This window comes from Microbacterium proteolyticum, from assembly GCF_014192415.1.
GTDB lineage: Bacteria > Actinomycetota > Actinomycetes > Actinomycetales > Microbacteriaceae > Microbacterium > Microbacterium proteolyticum.
In genome coordinates, this window is sequence record NZ_JACHXY010000003.1 from 461,302 (window position 1) to 478,395 (window position 17,094).

14 protein-coding genes and 1 tRNA gene are annotated in these 17,094 nt (G+C 68.6%); 1 reads left to right on the forward strand and 14 read right to left on the reverse strand.

The genetic code is table 11. The features are described 5' to 3' along the window. Positions 1-11: 11 nt before the first annotated feature. From FHS07_RS14265 to rplK, 5 genes are all read right to left on the reverse strand, one after another. Positions 12-812, reverse strand: coding sequence for an amino acid ABC transporter ATP-binding protein (locus FHS07_RS14265; protein ID WP_281369422.1), 801 nt, complete (start codon positions 810-812; stop codon positions 12-14). Next, a complete protein-coding gene (locus FHS07_RS14270; protein ID WP_183420556.1) occupies positions 799-1,464 on the reverse strand; it encodes an amino acid ABC transporter permease in 666 nt (221 codons plus the stop codon). Before FHS07_RS14270 ends, FHS07_RS14265 begins: the two co-directional genes overlap by 14 nt. Positions 1,465-1,596: 132 nt before the next feature. Next, positions 1,597-2,403, reverse strand: a complete 807-nt coding sequence (locus FHS07_RS14275; RefSeq protein WP_183420806.1) for an amino acid ABC transporter substrate-binding protein — start codon at positions 2,401-2,403, stop codon at positions 1,597-1,599. 473 nt (positions 2,404-2,876) lie between these two features. Further along, positions 2,877-3,569, reverse strand: a complete 693-nt coding sequence (gene rplA, locus FHS07_RS14280) for a 50S ribosomal protein L1 (protein ID WP_183420557.1) — start codon at positions 3,567-3,569, stop codon at positions 2,877-2,879. Between the two features lie 11 nt (positions 3,570-3,580). Next, the gene (rplK, locus tag FHS07_RS14285; protein ID WP_013585556.1) at positions 3,581-4,012 is read right to left on the reverse strand and encodes a 50S ribosomal protein L11; all 432 of its coding nucleotides are present in this window, start codon (positions 4,010-4,012) and stop codon (positions 3,581-3,583) included. A gap of 408 nt (positions 4,013-4,420) precedes the next feature. Here rplK and FHS07_RS14290 point away from each other — a divergent pair, with 408 nt between their 5' ends. Then, complete coding sequence (locus tag FHS07_RS14290) at positions 4,421-5,365, forward strand: hypothetical protein (RefSeq protein ID WP_183420558.1); 945 nt, start codon at positions 4,421-4,423, stop codon at positions 5,363-5,365. 517 nt (positions 5,366-5,882) lie between these two features. Here FHS07_RS14290 and nusG read toward each other — a convergent pair. The 9 genes from nusG to gabT form a co-directional block, all read right to left on the reverse strand. Next, positions 5,883-7,004 carry a transcription termination/antitermination protein NusG gene (gene nusG, locus FHS07_RS14295; protein WP_183420559.1) on the reverse strand — a complete coding sequence of 374 codons (1,122 nt, stop codon included), beginning with the start codon at positions 7,002-7,004 and terminating at the stop codon, positions 5,883-5,885. Between the two features lie 60 nt (positions 7,005-7,064). Then, a complete protein-coding gene (gene secE / locus FHS07_RS14300; RefSeq protein WP_183420560.1) occupies positions 7,065-7,340 on the reverse strand; it encodes a preprotein translocase subunit SecE in 276 nt (91 codons plus the stop codon). A 42-nt stretch (positions 7,341-7,382) separates the two neighbouring features. Next, positions 7,383-7,455, reverse strand: a tRNA-Trp gene (locus tag FHS07_RS14305). 215 nt (positions 7,456-7,670) lie between these two features. Then, complete coding sequence (locus FHS07_RS14310; protein ID WP_183420561.1) at positions 7,671-10,100, reverse strand: hypothetical protein; 2,430 nt, start codon at positions 10,098-10,100, stop codon at positions 7,671-7,673. 252 nt (positions 10,101-10,352) lie between these two features. Then, positions 10,353-11,714 carry an NAD-dependent succinate-semialdehyde dehydrogenase gene (locus tag FHS07_RS14315; RefSeq protein WP_183420562.1) on the reverse strand — a complete coding sequence of 454 codons (1,362 nt, stop codon included), beginning with the start codon at positions 11,712-11,714 and terminating at the stop codon, positions 10,353-10,355. A gap of 22 nt (positions 11,715-11,736) precedes the next feature. Then, on the reverse strand, positions 11,737-13,296 hold the full coding sequence (locus FHS07_RS14320; RefSeq protein ID WP_183420563.1) for an APC family permease: 1,560 nt from the start codon (positions 13,294-13,296) through the stop codon (positions 11,737-11,739). Then, the gene (locus FHS07_RS14325; RefSeq protein ID WP_183420564.1) at positions 13,293-14,165 is read right to left on the reverse strand and encodes a universal stress protein; all 873 of its coding nucleotides are present in this window, start codon (positions 14,163-14,165) and stop codon (positions 13,293-13,295) included. The genes FHS07_RS14320 and FHS07_RS14325 overlap by 4 nt, the downstream gene beginning before the upstream one ends. Further along, on the reverse strand, positions 14,162-15,616 hold the full coding sequence (locus FHS07_RS14330; protein WP_183420565.1) for a flavin monoamine oxidase family protein: 1,455 nt from the start codon (positions 15,614-15,616) through the stop codon (positions 14,162-14,164). The genes FHS07_RS14325 and FHS07_RS14330 overlap by 4 nt, the downstream gene beginning before the upstream one ends. A 96-nt stretch (positions 15,617-15,712) precedes the next feature. After that, a complete protein-coding gene (gabT, locus tag FHS07_RS14335) occupies positions 15,713-17,062 on the reverse strand; it encodes a 4-aminobutyrate--2-oxoglutarate transaminase (protein ID WP_183420566.1) in 1,350 nt (449 codons plus the stop codon). Positions 17,063-17,094: the final 32 nt, after the last annotated feature.

A 17,094-nucleotide genomic window follows, 5' to 3' on the forward strand; every position in this document is an offset into this window, starting at 1 on the left:
CGCGCCGGGTGCTACGCGGTGTCGTCCGACGCGGGATCGGGACCGTCGAGGGGACGCAGCAGTCGGTTGAGGAAGCGCCGCGTGCGCTCCTTCTTCGGCTGTCGCAGCAGCTCCGACGGCGCACCGCGCTCGACGATCACACCCTCGTCGAAGAACAGCACCTCGTCGGCGACCTCGCGGGCGAAACCGAGTTCGTGCGTGACGATGACCATCGTCCACCCCTCGTTCGCGAGTTCGCGCAGCACGGTCAGCACCTCCCCGACCAGCTCGGGGTCGAGGGCGCTGGTGGGCTCGTCGAACAAGAGCAGCTGCGGCTCGAGCGCGAGCGCGCGCACGATCCCCACCCGCTGCTGCTGGCCCCCCGACAGCTCGGACGGGTAGGCGTCGCGCTTCTCCGACAGTCCGACGCGGGCCAACAGCCTTTCGGCCCGCTCCATCGCCTCGGCCCGGGGTACGCGGTGAGCCTGCACCGGCCCCTCCATGACGTTCTGGATCACGGTCAGGTGCGGGAACAGGTTGTGGTGCTGGAACACCATCGCCGAGCGATCTCGGAGCGCCGTCCGATCGGCTTTGGTCACCTTCGCCGCGAAGTCGACGCTCGGCCCTCCCGCGAACGCCACCACTCCGGCATCCGGGGTCTCCAAGCCGTTCAGGCAGCGGAGCACGGTCGTCTTGCCCGACCCCGACGGTCCGATCAAGACGAGGACGTCGCCGCGGCGGACCTCGAGATCGACGCCGGCGAGCACCTTGTTCGTCCCGAAGCTCTTCTCGAGCCCGGTGACCTGCAGCAGAGGGTTCTCAGTGGGCGACATGGCGGTCCAACCTCTTCTCGAGGGCGTTCTGCCCGAAGGACAGCACCAGGCAGAACAGCCAGTAGATGAGCGCCGCCTCCAGATACACGGCCATGAACTCATACGAGAACGCGGCGATGTTCTGGGCCTGGCGGAACAGTTCCGAGACCAGGATGAGGGATGCCAGCGAGCTGTCCTTCACCAGCGAGATGAACGTGTTCGACAGCGGCGGCACCGACACCCGCGCCGCCTGCGGCAGGATGATGCGCGTCAGCGTCTTTGCGGGCGAAAGGCCCACGGTGTGAGCCGCCTCCCACTGTCCACGGGGGACCGAGAGGATCGCCGCGCGGATGACCTCCGCGGCGTATCCGCCCACGTTGAGCGAGAACGCGATGACCGCCGCAGGAAAGGGGTCGATCGTGATGTTCAGCGACGGCAGGCCGTAGAAGATCACGAACAACTGCACCAACAGCGGTGTGCCACGGATGATCGAGATGTAGAACCGGGCGATTCCCGACAACACGATGTTGGGCGACAGGCGCAGCAACGCCATGAACAGCGCGATGACGAGACCGATCGCGAACGAGGCCAGCGACAGCGGGATGGTGCCCCGCAGACCCGCCAGAACCATCGGCCAGAACGAGTCGAGCATCAGCGTCCAGATGTCGTTCATGGGCCTCCTTCCTCCTGCGGGCCATGTGCCCGGATTCTGCCCGCGGGCGCCCGCGCACACGCGGACGCGGACCGACCGGTTCCCACGCTAGGGGCGGGAGACGGTCGATCCGCGGGGCTTTACAGCGGGTCGTTACTGCGTGACGTCTGCGCCGAAGTACTTCTCGCTGATCTCCGCGAGCGTGCCGTCGGTGCGGAGTTCTTCGAGGGCGCCGTCGACGGCCTGGGCGAGGGCGTCCTGACCCTTCTTGAAAGCGAACGCGCTCTCAGAGGTGTCCTCGGTCTCGGCGGCAATCTTCAGGCCGGTCGGGCTGTTCGTCTTCTCGTAGTCGAGGTAGGTCAGCTGGTCGTTGACCGTGGCGTCCACGCGACCCTGCTTGAGCAGGGCGACCGCCTGCGCCCAGCCCTCGACGGCTTCGACCTGGGCGCCGGACTCGGTGGCCAGCTCGTACCAGTTGCTCGTCAGCGACTGCGCAGTGGTCTTACCCGACAGGTCGGCGAAGCTCGCGATCGAGCTGTCGGTGTCGGCGGTGACGACGACGCCGCGCGACACGGTGTACGGGGTGCTGAAGGTGTACTTCTGCTCACGCTCGGGGTTGATCGACACCTGGTTGGCGATGACGTCGAAGCGTCCCGCATCGAGGCCGGCGAAGATGGCATCCCACTGGGTCTCCTGGAACTTCACCTCGAGGCCGAGTTTGTCGGCGACGGCCTGGGCGATCTCGACGTCGAAACCGGTGAGGTCACCCGCGCCTTCGTGGTATGAGAACGGGCGGTAGGTGCCCTCGGTGGCGACGGTCAGAGTGCCGTCGGAAACGAGCCCGTATTCGGATACCGCCCCCGGGGTGGCCCCGGAGGTCGCACCGCCGCTGCAGGCGGTCAGCGCGAGGGCGCTCAGGCCCAGGGTGGCGGCGAGGACGGTCAGACGGCGACGGGGCATAGCTGTTCCAGACATGTGATGAGGGGGTGGCGCGATCGGCGCCCTCCAGCACAACACGGGCGCGCGCCGGTCTCTTCCCGGATGACGCTGTGTTGCACGTTCGTGCGGGATCGCGGACGCGATAGGCAGGCGATGGAGGTCCGTTGAGCCCGAGGACGGGGACGGTGCCCGAGGACACTCGGAGGCCCCGGAGAGTGAAGCCCTTCGGTGGGGCAGTGCGGGCGCCGAGCCACTTCGGCGGTGCGGTGCGCGCGCCGCTGCGGCGGTGCGGGGGCGCGTGCCGAGCCACTTCGGCGGTGCGGGGGCGGGCGCCTAGCCACTTCGGCGGTGCGGGTGCGGGCGCCGCTGCGGCGGTGTGGGTGCGCGAGCCACTTCGGCGGTGCGGGTGCGGGCGCGCGAGCCGCGCGTTCGGGCGGGGCATGCGGAAGCCCCGCCGGCACGAGGCGCGGCGGGGCTTCCGGGTGACGCAGACGTCAGGCGATGACGTTGACGTCCAGCGGGATGCCGGGACCGAAGGTGGTCGAGACGGCGCCCTTCTGGATGTAACGGCCCTTCGAGCTCGAGGGCTTCAGACGGACGATCTCCTCGAGAGCGACCTTGAGGTTCTCGTCGAGCTGCTCGGCCGAGAACGACGCCTTGCCGACGACGAAGTGCACGTTGGCGTGCTTGTCGACGCGGAACTCGATCTTTCCGCCCTTGATCTCCTCGACGGCCTTGGCCGGGTTGGGGGTCACGGTGCCGGTCTTGGGGTTCGGCATGAGGCCGCGGGGTCCGAGGACCTTACCGAGGCGACCGACCTGGCCCATGAGCTCGGGCGTGGCGACGGCGGCGTCGAACGACGTGTAGCCGGCGGCGACCTTCTCGATGAGGTCGGTGCCACCGACCTCATCGGCGCCGGCGGCCAGAGCCGCCTCGGCCGCGGGGCCGTTGGCGAAGACGATGACGCGCGCGGTCTTACCCGTGCCGTGGGGCAGGATGACCGTGCCGCGGACCATCTGGTCGGCCTTACGGGGGTCGACCGAGAGCTTCAGCGCGACCTCGACGGTCGAGTCGAACTTCTTCGAGCCGGTCTCCTTCGCGAGGGCGACGGCCTCGGTCGGGGTGTAGAACGTGTCGGCCGCGATCTTCTCAGCAGCGGCGCGGAATGCCTTGGACTTGGTAGCCATTGTTATCTCCCTCAGTCCTCGACCGTGATGCCCATGGAACGGGCGGTGCCGGCGATGATCTTCGAGGCGGCCTCGATGTCGTTCGCGTTCAGGTCGGGCTGCTTCGTGGTGGCGATCTCGCGGACCTGGTCCTTGGTGAGCTTGCCCACCTTGACCGTGTGGGGCGTGGACGAGCCCTTGGCAAGGCCAGCCGCCTTCTTGATGAGCTCCGCCGCGGGCGGGGTCTTCAGGATGAAGGTGAAGCTGCGGTCTTCGTAGACCGTGATCTCAACGGGGATGACGTTGCCGCGCTGGGCTTCGGTCGCCGCGTTGTAGGCCTTGCAGAACTCCATGATGTTGACGCCGTGCTGACCGAGCGCCGGACCGATCGGCGGCGCGGGGTTGGCCGCGCCCGCCTTAATCTGGAGCTTGATCAGGCCGGTCACCTTTTTCTTGGGTGCCATATCCTTTTCCTCTCTCGAGCGGGGGCCTCGCGGCTCCCTCTCTCCCGCACACCCGGCGGTTCCGGGCAGCGGTCGTTACGCGCTGACGCACGCAACCTCCCCATCATACGCGACGTCGCGCCGTCCGGCATCCACGGCCCCTCCCCGTCGCGGTGCTCCCCCGTCGCGTTGCGCCCGCGTCGCGTTGCGCTCCCGTTGCGTTGCGCCCTCGTCGCGTTGCGCCCATATGACGGCGCTCGGGCGCGCGCTGTGGTCGCGACAAACGCGATCGGCGGGAAGAAACAGGATGACAAGGCGTTTCTCCCGGCGAATCGCGTTTCTCGTCGGGTATGGACGCCGAGCCCACGTCCTCACGCGCTTATCCACAGGCGGCCGCGGGCGTCATCGCGAGCATGCCATCCTCGGCGCATGGACACGTCTGCGCGCCCGGCACCGCTTCCGCTGATGCGAGCAGTCGACGCGGCGCTGGTCGGGCAGTACCCGCACGCAGACAGATCACTGCGGCGTGTGCGGTCCGGCATCTATGTCGAGCGCACTGCCTGGGAGGCCCTCCCCGAATGGGATCGCTACCTCACGCGGGTGCACGCCTATGCGCTCGACCACCCGCGCGCCGTCTTCTCCCACGAGTCGGCCGCGGCGCTGCTGGGGCTCCCCCTCTTCGGCCACCCGCGCATGATCCACCTCTTCGACGCTCGGCGGTCGAAGTCGTTGGTGCACGGAGACGTCGTGGCACACACGAGTCTCGACTCGCGCGCGACGGTCGAGATCGATGGCATCCGCGTGACGACAGCCGCGGACACCGCGATCGACCTCGTCCGATGCCTGCCCCCAGCGCTGGGGCTGGCGGTTGCCGACGCCGCGATCCGTGTGCACGGAGTGACTCCCCACCGACTTCGCGAGATCGCCGACGGTCAGCGAAGCATCCGTGGCCGACGACGGCTGCAGTGGGTTCTCGCATCCGCCGACGGCGCCGCGGAGTCGCCGGCCGAGTCCATCAGCCGCGCCGTCGCGCAGTGGTGCGGGTTCCCGGCGCCGATCTTGCAAGCTGAGCATCGCATAGGGGCCAGGCGGTACCGGTCCGACCTGTGCTGGCCCGAATTCCGCGTGCTCGGCGAGGTGGATGGCTGGGGCAAGTACTCCTCGGGCGACTCGACCGCGGCTGTACTGCGCGATGAGAAGCGCCGCGAAGACGCCCTCCGTCGGATCGGGTGGCGGGTCGCTCGATGGGAGTACGCCGATGCACTCGGTGTCGATGGCATGCGCGACGCTCTTCTCGCGGCGGGGCTCCCTCTCACCGACGCTTCCGACTCCGCCAACCTGCGGGCTGTCGCGCGCAATCCTCGCTCGTGGTGACGCGTCCCCGCCGACCGTCCGCACCATCGCCCGCTGCGCGACGCCCGCGTCTGCGGGTTGCTACGAGCTACTGAGAGCTGCCGAGAGCTGCTGCGAGAGCCGACATGACACTGAGAAACGGCATCCGCTCGCAGAAACAACACGACAAGGCGTTTCCTCCGGCGGATAGCGTTTCTCGACGGGGAGGACCGCGACCAACTGCGCTTCCACGCCGGGGCACCGTCACGCGCACCGAGAAACGGCATCCGCACGCAGAAACAACACGACGAGGCGTTTCCTCCCGCCGAGAGCGTTTCTCAACGACCTACCGGCACGCGCTGCACACAGCGCGGCACGGCCTCACGACACCGAGAAACGGCATCCGCTCGCAGAAACAACACGACAAGGCGTTTCCTCCCGCGGAGAGCGTTTCTCGACGTGGACGACGTGGACGACGTGGACGACCGAGTGACGGGCCAGAACGACGAACGCCCCGCCGGAGGGAGCCGGGCGGGGCGTTCGGGAGACGCGCGGGGCGTCAGACCATCTTGGTGACCTGATCGAACGACAGCTCGACGGGGGTCTCGCGCTCGAAGAGCGACACGAGCACGGTGAGCTTGCCGCTCTCGGGCTTGATCTCGCTTATCGTGCCGGGAAGACCCGCGAACGAGCCCTCCTTGATCGTGATCGTCTCGCCGGTCTCGAAGTCGACCTCGGCGGGGATGACGCGCTGCGTCGTTGCCGAACCCTTGGCGGCACCGGCCTTGGAGGGAGCGGACTCCTTGACCTCGACCAGGCTCTTCAGCATGTTGAACGCCTCGTCGAAGCGCAGCGGCGTGGGGTTGTGGGCGTTGCCCACGAAGCCGGTCACGCCGGGGGTGTGACGAACGACCGACCAGGTGTCTTCGTTGAGGTCCATGCGCACCAGCACGTAGCCGGGGATGCGCACGCGGTTGACCATCTTGCGCTGGCCGTTCTTGATCTCGACGACGTCCTCCATGGGGACCTCGACCTGGTAGATGTCGTCCTCGACCTCGAGCGTCGACTTGCGCTGCTCGATGTTGGCCTTCACCTTGCGCTCGAACCCGGCGTAGGAGTGGATGACGTACCACTTGCCTGGGAGCGACCGCAGCTCGGTGCGGTACGCCTCGTAGGGGTCAGCGTCTTCGTCGTCCTCGGAGTCGAGGTCGGTGGGCGCATCGGCGGCGGACTCGCCGGCCTCAACCTCGTCGACCACACTCGCCGCGGCGGAGACCTCGTCGACGAAGTCCTCGTCGAGCACGGGCTCGTCGGGCTCGCCGTTGACGTCGGGGCCGTCGTAAGGGGTGACCTCGTCGGCGGCTTCGGCGGCCTCTTCGGCCTGCTCCTCGGCGAGGGAGTCGTTCAGGACCTCGGCGGCGGCCTCGGCCTCGCTGGTCTCGTCGATCTCGAGAGCGTCGTTCACGATCGCGTCCGCCTCCGGGTCGGTGATGTCGATGTCACTGAGGTCGGCGTCGTCGACCTCATCGTCGTCGTCCACGATGTGCACGGCGGAGTGCTCAGCCGAGTCGGAGGCGCGCTCCTGAGACTCGAGCACGTTGCCCTCTTGGGCTTCGTCGTCCTCGCTGGACTGCTCGGCTGCCGTCGCCCAATCGGCGTCGTCGACATATCTTTCAGACACTGTGATCTCTTCCGTTCAGAGGCGGCCGCTCTTGGCGCCGCACGTCCGCACGAACGCCGGTCAGGCGCCGGCGGTACCGGGGACGCCGAAGACGGCGGTGGTGATCCACACGAACAGCACGTCGAGGCCATAGACGATCGCCATCATGACGACGACGAAACCGAGAACCACGGCGGTGAACTTCAACAGCTCCTGCCGCGTCGGCGTGACGACCTTGCGGAGTTCTGCGAAGACCTGACGGATGAAGAGGGCGATCCGCGCGAAGAAGTTCAACTTCTTCTCGCGGGGGGCGCCGCGCTCGGCGACGATTTCGCCGCTCGCCTCGTCCTGCGTCATCGAACCACCTTGGTCTGTGTCTGTGCCAGCGTGCGCTGTGCGCAGGGCGGACAGGAATCGAACCTGCAACCTGCGGTTTTGGAGACCGCTGCTCTGCCAATTGAGCTACCGCCCTAAGATCCCGAGGGATCCAGGGTGCGAAACCGGCGCGCTTCCGCCTGGAATTCCTCGGGGAGGGATGCCGTGTACCCGGGGGCACAGCGAAAGAGTGCAGATTTCGACTGCACTGCCCAGTCTATGTCATGTGCTGCAGCCTGGCGAACCGGAGGACACCGACCGGCCACCGCCGCCCACTCCCAAGTGGCCGACGGCGACCGGTCGGGTCGAGCCTTACAACGTCTGGCGCATCACCACTGCATAGTCCGCGAAGGACTGGCCGGGAGTGCCCGTCGCCAGCCGGACCTCGACCTTGTCGCCCGGCGCGAAGGTGCCGCGCGGCGTGACGATCACGGCGGCTCCGTCGTTGCGGGACGCGAGGTAGTACCGATGACCGTTCCAGGTCTCGCCGACGTACTTCCCGTTGACGAAGATCATCACGCGCCGGGCGGATGCCACGACCGAGGCGGGCAGTGCGACCTCGACGTTCCCTGACTTCGTCCGCTGCACACGCGGGGGTGCGCCGTTCAGTGCTGCGCGGACGATCTTTGTCGTCTTCATCGTCGCACCCCACCCGGGAACACCGGCGTGAGTCCCCACCCGCACGACCGCGCCGGGATCGACCCGGGCGAACACGGAGACCGACTGATCGGCGTTGATCCGCATGCCGAGGTAGTAGGCGTTACCGTCGTACATCTCGCCCGCGTATTTCTCGTCGGCCCAGATCATGAGCCGGGTCCGGGAGATGAAGAGATCATGGCTCACGGTCAGGGTCACCAGGCCGTCCACGGCGGACAACTGCTGCACGCCCGCATCGGCATCCACCGGGGTGCTCAAGGGAGACGGCGACGGCTGCGCGGGAACCGACGGCGACGGCAACGGCTTCGCGGGGACCGTCGGGGACGGCGACGGCTTCGCGGGAACCGACGGCGACGGCGACGGTTTCGGGTCCAGCACGGACGTCACGGTCGCGCTCGAACTGCGAGCCGTCGCGTAGCCATTGCGCGTGGACGAGCCGCCTTCTTTCGACACCTGGAGGACGCCGACGACCTGCCCGTTCAGCAGCACGGGTGCTCCAAGGTCGGACACCGTTGCACGACTCGCGGTGGTACGCACCATCAGCAGGTCTCCGCCGCCGAGCTGGTCACGCTCGGTCGAATCCGCCGCACCGTCCACGACGATGGCGACGGGGTCGGCCGGGCTACCCGCCGAGTACAGCTGGAGCGCCTGTCCGACGGGGACGACACTGGTCGTGTCGATCTTCGGGTAGGAGCCGAGCGGAACCTTCTGGGAGAGGTGGACCATGCGCACTCCCCCGGAGGGCGAGTCGACGATCCGGTCGACGCTCGCGTCGATGCCGCGCCCGTCCTTCGTCGGATAGTGCACGGATCTCGCCCCGCACTGCGTGGCCGTCATCACCCAGGAGTCGGACACCGCCGTTCCCGTACACACGTGATCACCGTCGTTGACGGTCGTGAGCCACTCGACGGAAGCGGTCGGGGCGGCGCCGCGGGCGCGTTCGTTCGCGCGAGCGACGGGACTGCTGTCGAGACAGATCTTCTGCGTGGAGCGGTCATCGCAGACGAAGAGCTGGCTGCGCTTGTCCGCCGAATCCATCGCCGGGAAGGTCGCCGTCGCCTGGTCGGTCCATCTCTGGTTCGTGTCCTTCACGACGAACGTGACGGTTCCGGTGACCGTGCGCGTCAGCTGGGCGTAGGCGATCCAGGCCACCCCGTTGGCGGGAACCATCGCCGTCACACTCTGCGAAAGCGTCTTCGTGTCTGTCCACGCCTTGCCGACGTTCCACGACTGTTCAACCGTCCATTCGGTCTTGGCGAACCCCTCGATACCCGCTGAGAACTTGACCGAGTACTTGTACGTGTACCCGAAGCTCGTGGTGACGGACTTCGCCTCCGAGACCTGGATGGTCGTCGGCACGGGCGTCTGTGTGAAGTTGTGCGCCGGGTGCCCGATCATCTCCGGTGCGGTCAGAGCAGGTTCCGACGTCGCGCCCGGCGCGTACGAGCACGTCACCTGTGCGGCCTGTTCGCACTGCCCCGAGGCCCACCGGGTCGCCCGAGCCTGAACGGCTCCGGTGATCTCGGCGTTGCGCGACTTGTCCCATCCCTCGAAGTACGAGTGCTGTCGGAAGATCTCACTGCTGCGGCAGGAATGCATCTCCATCGGGCTCCGTGAAGGCCACGTCCGACGGATCATCTCCGTGCAGCGATCGTCGGGGCGTCCGTCGTTGCCGCCGACGCGGCGGAGAACGAAGGTGTTGTCGTCGGAGTTCTGGAAGTACCAGCGCTGTCCGACCGCTCCCGTACACGGGACGGTTCGGACGGCGTCATCGTCGTCCGCGGAGATGCATCGGCCACGGACATCGCGGATGTAGACCGATCCGTCACCGACGTCCTGGAAACTGAACCTCGCATCGTTCGTGCGATCGCCCCACCACACGGCATCCTGAGCCGGCCTCGACTCCCACACGGCGCCCCACGAGGCATTGATGACGACGTCGCACACGTCGTACGCGCATGTGGCCGCGTTGTCGGCGTGCGCCGCCGGTGCAGATGAAACGACACCCGCCGCGAGGACGACGACGAGTATCAACGAGGCCGCGAACGCCCTGCCCACACGGGCGATCAGTGGTCGAAAGAACATGGAACCCTCCGTAACGAGGCGCGCCGCTGCGGCGAGCCGAGCACACGATGGCATCCGCCTTTCGGTCGCTCCGGAGACGCGAGACCCGCACGCATGCGGAAACGTGCGGGTGCATCTTCGTTCGCCACTCGGCGTTCATCCCGCGTCCACCGCAACATCGCCCGCGAAATCGCCCCTTTCGCGAACCCCCGTCCGACACGAAGCGCACACAGAAGAGGGGGCGCCGGTCGGCGCCCCCTAACCCGTGTGCGATCAGGCCGTGCGGATGAGCTTCTTGTTCACGAACTCGTCGGCTGCGAGCAGGCCCATCTCCCGCGAGGTGCCGCTGCGCTTGACCCCGCCGAACGGCAGCTCGGGCGAGTCGGCGAGGACGACGTTCACGTAGACCATGCCGGCCTCGATCCGGTCGGCGATGCGTTGCGCCTGCTCGGCATCCGTGGTGAAGACGTAGGAGCCGAGCCCGTAGCCCGTACCGTTGGCGACCTCGATCGCCTCCTCCTCGTCGGCGACCCGGTAGACGCTCCCGACGGGGCCGAAGAACTCCTCGCCGTACGCGTCCATGTCGCGCGTGATGCCCGTCAGCACGGTGCCGGGGTAGAACGCGCCGTCGCGGGTTCCGCCGACCTCCACCGTCGCGCCCTGGGAGACGGCGCGCTGCACCTGCTCGTCGAGACGCTCGGCGGCGGCGAGCGACGACAGCGGACCGAGGACGGTGTCGTCGGCGAACGGGTCGCCGACCTTCGCCTCGCCGAGCGCGGCCGAGAACTTCTCCACGAACGCGTCGTACAGATCGTCGATCACGATGAATCGCTTGGCGGCGTTGCACGACTGGCCGTTGTTGTCGAGGCGCGCGTCGACGGCGGCCTGCACGGCGGCATCCAGGTCTTCCGTGGACAGCAGGATGAACGGGTCGGAACCGCCGAGCTCCAGCGCGACCTTCTTGAGGTTGCGGCCGGCAATCTCGGCGACGGCGGCACCGGCACGCTCCGAGCCGGTGACCGACACGCCCTGCACGCGCGGGTCGGCGATGATGGTCGCCGCCTGGTCGTTGGTCGCTCGGATGTTGACGTACGCGCCGTCCGGCAGCCCCGCGTCGCGGTAGATCGCCTGCAGGGCCTCGGCCGACTCCGGGCACTGGGGGGCGTGCTTGAGCAGGATCGTGTTGCCGACGGCGAGGTTCGGGGCGGCGAACCGGGCGACCTGGTAGTAGGGGAAGTTCCACGGCATGATGCCGAGCAGCACGCCCAGTGGTGAGCGGCGGATCACGGCCGAGCCCTCGCCCAGGATGTCGAGCGGGGTGTCACCGGTGATCTTGTCGATCACGTCGGCGTAGTACTCGGTGATGTCGGCGGCGAAATCGACCTCGCCCCGCGCCGCCTCGAGCGGCTTGCCCATCTCGCGCACGATGATCGCGGCGAGGTCGTCGCGGCGCTCGCGGTGCAGGTCGGCCACGCGGCGCAGCGCATCGGCCCGCTCGGCCGGGTCGGTCCGCGACCACGCGCGGTACGCCTCCTGGGCGGATGCCAGGGCGTCCTCGACTCCGGCGTCGGTCAGCGTGTCGTACTCGGCGAGGGTCTCCCCCGTGGCGGGGTTGACGACGGCGTAGTCGCTCATGGTGCTCCTTGTCGTTTCGGTGTCAGGACGTGCGGCGGCGGCGGGCACTGGCGGGTGCCTCCCGACCCAGGGTCTCACCGCGGAAGAAGGCGGGGCTCTTGATGCGCTGGGCGATCATCAGCACCACCCCGACGACGATGATCACGACGGTGATGACGAACACCAGGCCGACGCCGGCGATCTGCGAGCCGGAACCGTAGTCGGGACTCGCGCTGTCGATGAGGGTGGTGACGAACAGCACCGCCAGGATGCCGCCGCCGATCAGGGGGGCCAGCAGCGTCAGGAACACGTTGCGCACCGAGTCGAACCACTGCTTGCGGAAGTACCAGACGCACGCGAACGCGGTCAGGCCGTAGTAGAAGCAGATCATCGCACCCAGCGCCGTGATGGTGTCGGTCAGTACGTTCTCGCTCAGCACGCGCATGATCGCGTAGAACGCCGAGGCGACGACGGCCGACACGATCGTGGCGTAGCCGGGGGTGAAGAACCGCGGACTCACCTTCGCGAACTTCTTCGGCAGCGCGTCGTAGTGCGCCATGGCCAGGAGGGTCCGCGCGGGCCCCACGAAGGTCGCCTGGAGCGAGGATGCCGAGCTGGTGAGGACCGCGAGCGACACGAGGAACGCGAGCGGTCCGAGGATCGGGCCCGAGAGGTGGAAGAAGACATTCTCCTGGATGTCTTCGTTGCCGAGCCCCAGCTCACCGGTGCCGTTGCCGGCGAACATCAGCAGCGCCACGGCGATGAAGAGGTACAGGGCGACGATGAGGAACACCGTGACGGTGGCGGCGCGACCCGGGGTGCGATCGGGATCCTTCGTCTCCTCGTTCATGGTGAGGATGACGTCCCACCCCCAGAAGATGAAGATCGACAGCGAGAGCCCTGCGGCGAAGGAGCTGAACGACTCCACTTCGAACGGGTTAAACCACGAGGCCTGTACGGGGCTGGCGTCGAACGCGTTGCCGCTCATCATCTCGATCACGGCGGCACCGGCGAAGACCAGCAGCACGAGGATCTGGAACCCGACCAGGCCGTACTGCAGGCGCTGCGTCGTCTGCAGATCGCGGTACGACACCACCGTCGCCAGGAACATGAACAGCAGGCACACCGCGATGTTGATCGGCACCACGCGCGTGAGTTCGGCGATCTCGGCATTGCCGGTCACCTGCGCGATGAGGAGGAAGAGGAAGTCGACCGCGATGCCGGCGAGATTCGACAGCACGATCACGGTGGCCGCGACCAGGCCCCAGCCCGCCATCCAGCCGACCCAGGGGCCGAAGGCCCGCGCCGCCCAGGTGAACGAGGTCCCGGCATCCGGCATCCGGGAGTTCAGCTCGCGGTAGCCGAGCGCGACGAGCAGCATCGGGATGAAGCCGACGAGGATGATCGCCGGCACCTGAAAGCCGACGGCCGAGACCGTGGGACCGAGGGCGCCGGTCAGCGTGTACGCCGGGGCGATGGTGGAGATGCCGATCACGACGGCACCGATCATGCCGATCGAGCCGACGCGCAGGCCCTTGTTGGAGATGCCTGTGGTGACGGCGCTGTCGGGAGATGCACTCGAACCGTGGGGCGCTTCGGTCATGACGAGACCTCCTGGGTGCGAGGCACCACGATCATGGGGACGGGCAGGGCGCGCAGGATCCGCCCCGCGGTGGAGCCGAGGAACAGGCGACGGGGCTGGGCGAGACGGCTCGATCCGACCAGCGCGATCTCGCCGGGCTGCCAGTCGATGTGCGAGACCGCGTCTTCGATGTCGCTGCCGGTGCCCACGACGGCCTCGGCCGGCACTTCGACGGGAAGCGTCGCGCGCGCCGCATCGAGCACGCTCGCGGCGTGCGTCTGGCCGGTGAGGCGGGTGAGGCCGGCGTCGACGCGGTTCGGCAGGTCGACACCGGCGAGGGAGACCAGCCGGAGCGGCGCGTGGGTGCGGCGCGAGACGGTCGCTGCGGTGCGGAGGAGCACGTCGGCGCCCGGGCGGGTGCCGATCGCGGCGGTGACGCGCGGAAGGCCGACGCCCGGGTCGATCTCGCGCGCCCCTTCCTGCGCGAGGGCGACGGGGACCGGGGCCGAGTGCACGAGCTCCTCGGCCGTGGTGCCGAGGCGGTGACGACCGCGCGGGCCTCCCCCGCCGGTGCCGACGACGATGACCCCGGCGTCGAACTCCTCTGCGGCGGCGACGAGACCGTCCGAGACGGCGGAGGCGTGTCGGACGTGGCCCCGGATGCCGGGGAACGACGCGAGCGCGTCCCGCAGCCACCCGCGTGCGGTGTCTTCGACGAGACGCTCGTAGGACGCATCGGTCGGGATGGAGACGTTGCCCTCCGCCGACGGCAGGACGACGACGGCGTGAACGGGGGCGTCGAGCGCCGCGCCCAGACGCGCGCCGAGCGCGAGGGCGTCGGCGCCCGCGGTCGTGGCCGCGTAGCCGACGACTACCCGGTCGCCGCTCATCCGCGGATCCGCTCGAGGATCTCGTCGGCGGCGCGGTGACCCTGGCGGATCGCGCCGTCGACGTGCTGGTAGCCGGCCCCTGCCATGTCGCTGCATGCGAGGTGGATCGGGCCCACGGGCTGGCGCTGATCGGCGCCGTAGCGATGCAGGCCACCGAGGTCGAAGCTCGCCGCGTAGGCGCCCCGGGTCCATTCCTCGGTGCCCCAGTCGCTCTCGTAGTAGACGACCGGCGCCTTCGCGGCGGGTCCGTAGTAGCGCGAGAGGGACTCGAGGATGCGCTCCTTTCGCTCCTCCGCACTCAGGCGGAACAGGTCGTCGGCGTTCTGGTCCGACACGAAGCCGACCAGGGTGCCGCGCTCGTCGCCGTGGTTGGTGTTGTCGTACGCCTCGTGGCACAGCTCGTAGGGGCTGAACGCGGTGCCCGACAGGCCCTGTTCGCGCCAGAACGGCGTCTCGTACACCGCGTGCACCTTGATGACGAAGCCCATCGAGATGTGCTGGTGCATCTGGTGCTGCAGGCGCGGCAGCGGCGGCTCGAACGAGATGCGCGAGTACAGCACGGGGGCCAGGGCGAGGATGGCGAAGCGGGCTCGGACGGTGATGCCGTCGGCGATCACCGTGACGCCGTCGGAGGAGGATGCCGCGGCCTCGACACGAGCGGTCAACGCCTGGAGATCCGCAACCCGCTGGCCCGTGTCGGCGGGGCGATCCGGCGTCGCGGAGTCGGCGCCCCAGACGATGCGACGCACCGGCTGGTTCAGGAAGACGTCGTCGCCGAGGCGCTCGGCGAGCAGCTCGGGGACCTGCTGGAGGCCGCCCGCGACGCGCTTGTCGAGGATGAAGTCGGCGTCGACGAGATGCGAGTACGACCCCGCGGATGCCGCCATGAGAAGCGACTGCAGCAGAGAGAAAGTGTGCGTGGGTTTGGTGAGCATCGCCGAGCCCGTGGCGAAGGCGAGGTTGCGCACGGCCTCGTCGTCGTCGGTCTGTTGGCGCAGCCACGCGTCCCACGAGACTTTGTCCCACTCCGCGGCGCGGGGGTGCTCCCACGGTTTGTCGGGGTCGATCTCGGCCACCATGGCATCCAGCCGCGCGGTGATCTCGTCGATGATCTGCTCGGTCGATGCGGCCACCGGGAACATCTCTCCCGTGAAGCGCTTCGCCTCGCCGTCGGCGCCGACGTAGACGCTGTCGCCCTCGCGATAGCGGCTGTAGGTCGACAGGCCCAGGTCGGCGACGGTGTCGATGAGCGCCTGCTGGTCGGGCGACACCCACTGCCCACCGAGCTCCAGCATCGCGCCGTCGATCACGTCGGTCCACAGACGACCGCCCACGCGGTCGCGCGCCTCGAGGACGGCGACCGAGAGGCCGGCCTTGCGCAGGTCGTTGGCGGCGGTGAGACCGGCGGCGCCGGCGCCGATGACGACGACGTCTCGGGTGATCTCGTCCATGGAAGCGTCCTTACTTGTCGTTCGTTCGGGAATGTCGTGGGTGGCCCCGACGGCGGCGGATCCGCGCGTGCTCCTCCGCCACCGCCGGGACGAGTGTCAGTTGCGCGACAGGGCGGCCGCGACGACGTCGAGGCCTTCGTTCAACAGCTCGTCGCCGATCGACAGCGGCGGCAGGAACCGGATGACGTTGCCGTAGGTGCCGCACGTGAGCACGATCACGCCCTCGGCGATCGCGGCCTTCGCCACGGCCGAGGTCAGGGCGGCATCGGGGGCGCCCGTGGTGGGGTCGACGAACTCCGCCGCGATCATGGCGCCGTAGCCGCGCACGTCGCCGATGCGGGGGTCACCCGCTTGCAGGTCGCGAAGCCGGCCCGTGAGCAGATCGCCGATCTGCTGCGCCCGCTCGATGAGCCCCTCGTTCTCGAATGCGTCGATGGATGCCAGCGCCGCGGCGCACGCGACCGGGTTGCCGCCGTACGTGCCGCCCAGGCCGCCCGTGTGGGTGGCATCCATGATCTCGGCTCGCCCCGTCACGGCCGCCAGGGGCAGTCCCGCGGCGATGCCCTTGGCGGTGGTGACCAGGTCGGGGACGATGCCGAAGTGCTCGCTGGCGAACATCGCACCGGTGCGGGCGAAGCCGGACTGCACCTCGTCGGCGATGAAGACGACGCCGTTGTCGCGGCACCAGTCCACGATCGCGTTCAGGAACCCGTCGGCGGGCACGATGAAGCCGCCCTCGCCCTGGATGGGTTCGATGATGACGGCGGCGAGGTTGTCGGCGCCGACCTGCTTCTCGATCAGCGAGATGGCCTTCGCCGCGGCCTCGGGACCCGACAGGCCGTCGCGGAACGGGTACGACAGCGGGGCGCGGTACACCTCCGCCGCGAAGGGACCGAAGCCGCTCTTGTACGGCATGCTCTTCGCAGTCAGCGCCATCGTGAGGTTGGTGCGGCCGTGGTACGCGTGGTCGAAGGCGACGACCGCCTGACGTCCCGTGAATTTGCGGGCGATCTTCACGGCGTTCTCGACGGCCTCGGCGCCGGAGTTGAACAGCGCGCTCTTCTTGGCGTGGTCACCGGGGGTCAGGCGGTTCAGTGCCTCCGCGACGGCGACGTAGGAGTCGTACGGCGAGATCATGAAGCACGTGTGGGTGAAGGCGGCGACCTGCTCCTGCACGGCGGCGACGACGGCGGGGTGGGCGTTGCCGACACTCGTGACGGCGATGCCCGAACCGAGGTCGATGAGGGAGTTGCCGTCGGCGTCGACGACGACTCCGCCGCCCGCGGCGACCGCGTGGATGGGGACGGTGTGTCCGACACCGGATGCCACGGCCGCGGCCTTGCGATCGAGAAGCTCCTGCGAACGGGGGCCGGGAATGGCGGTGACGAGTCGTCGCTCCTGGGCGAGGGACGGACCGCCGACGGTGGGGAGGGTGTCGAGGCTCATGGCGGTGATGCTACGGACGCCGCGACACGCCC

Bases quoted from the DNA above. Each gene is read 5' to 3' on its own strand.
- FHS07_RS14265 (WP_281369422.1), bottom strand. From the start codon at position 812: ATGTCGCCCACTGAGAACCCTCTGCTGCAGGTCACCGGGCTCGAGAAG.
- FHS07_RS14270 (WP_183420556.1), bottom strand. From the start codon at position 1,464: ATGAACGACATCTGGACGCTGATGCTCGACTCGTTCTGGCCGATGGTT.
- FHS07_RS14275 (WP_183420806.1), bottom strand. From the start codon at position 2,403: ATGCCCCGTCGCCGTCTGACCGTCCTCGCCGCCACCCTGGGCCTGAGC.
- rplA (WP_183420557.1), bottom strand. From the start codon at position 3,569: ATGGCTACCAAGTCCAAGGCATTCCGCGCCGCTGCTGAGAAGATCGCG.
- rplK (WP_013585556.1), bottom strand. From the start codon at position 4,012: ATGGCACCCAAGAAAAAGGTGACCGGCCTGATCAAGCTCCAGATTAAG.
- FHS07_RS14290 (WP_183420558.1), top strand. From the start codon at position 4,421: ATGGACACGTCTGCGCGCCCGGCACCGCTTCCGCTGATGCGAGCAGTC.
- secE (WP_183420560.1), bottom strand. From the start codon at position 7,340: ATGACGCAGGACGAGGCGAGCGGCGAAATCGTCGCCGAGCGCGGCGCC.
- FHS07_RS14310 (WP_183420561.1), bottom strand. From the start codon at position 10,100: ATGTTCTTTCGACCACTGATCGCCCGTGTGGGCAGGGCGTTCGCGGCC.
- FHS07_RS14315 (WP_183420562.1), bottom strand. From the start codon at position 11,714: ATGAGCGACTACGCCGTCGTCAACCCCGCCACGGGGGAGACCCTCGCC.
- FHS07_RS14320 (WP_183420563.1), bottom strand. From the start codon at position 13,296: ATGACCGAAGCGCCCCACGGTTCGAGTGCATCTCCCGACAGCGCCGTC.
- FHS07_RS14325 (WP_183420564.1), bottom strand. From the start codon at position 14,165: ATGAGCGGCGACCGGGTAGTCGTCGGCTACGCGGCCACGACCGCGGGC.
- FHS07_RS14330 (WP_183420565.1), bottom strand. From the start codon at position 15,616: ATGGACGAGATCACCCGAGACGTCGTCGTCATCGGCGCCGGCGCCGCC.
- gabT (WP_183420566.1), bottom strand. From the start codon at position 17,062: ATGAGCCTCGACACCCTCCCCACCGTCGGCGGTCCGTCCCTCGCCCAG.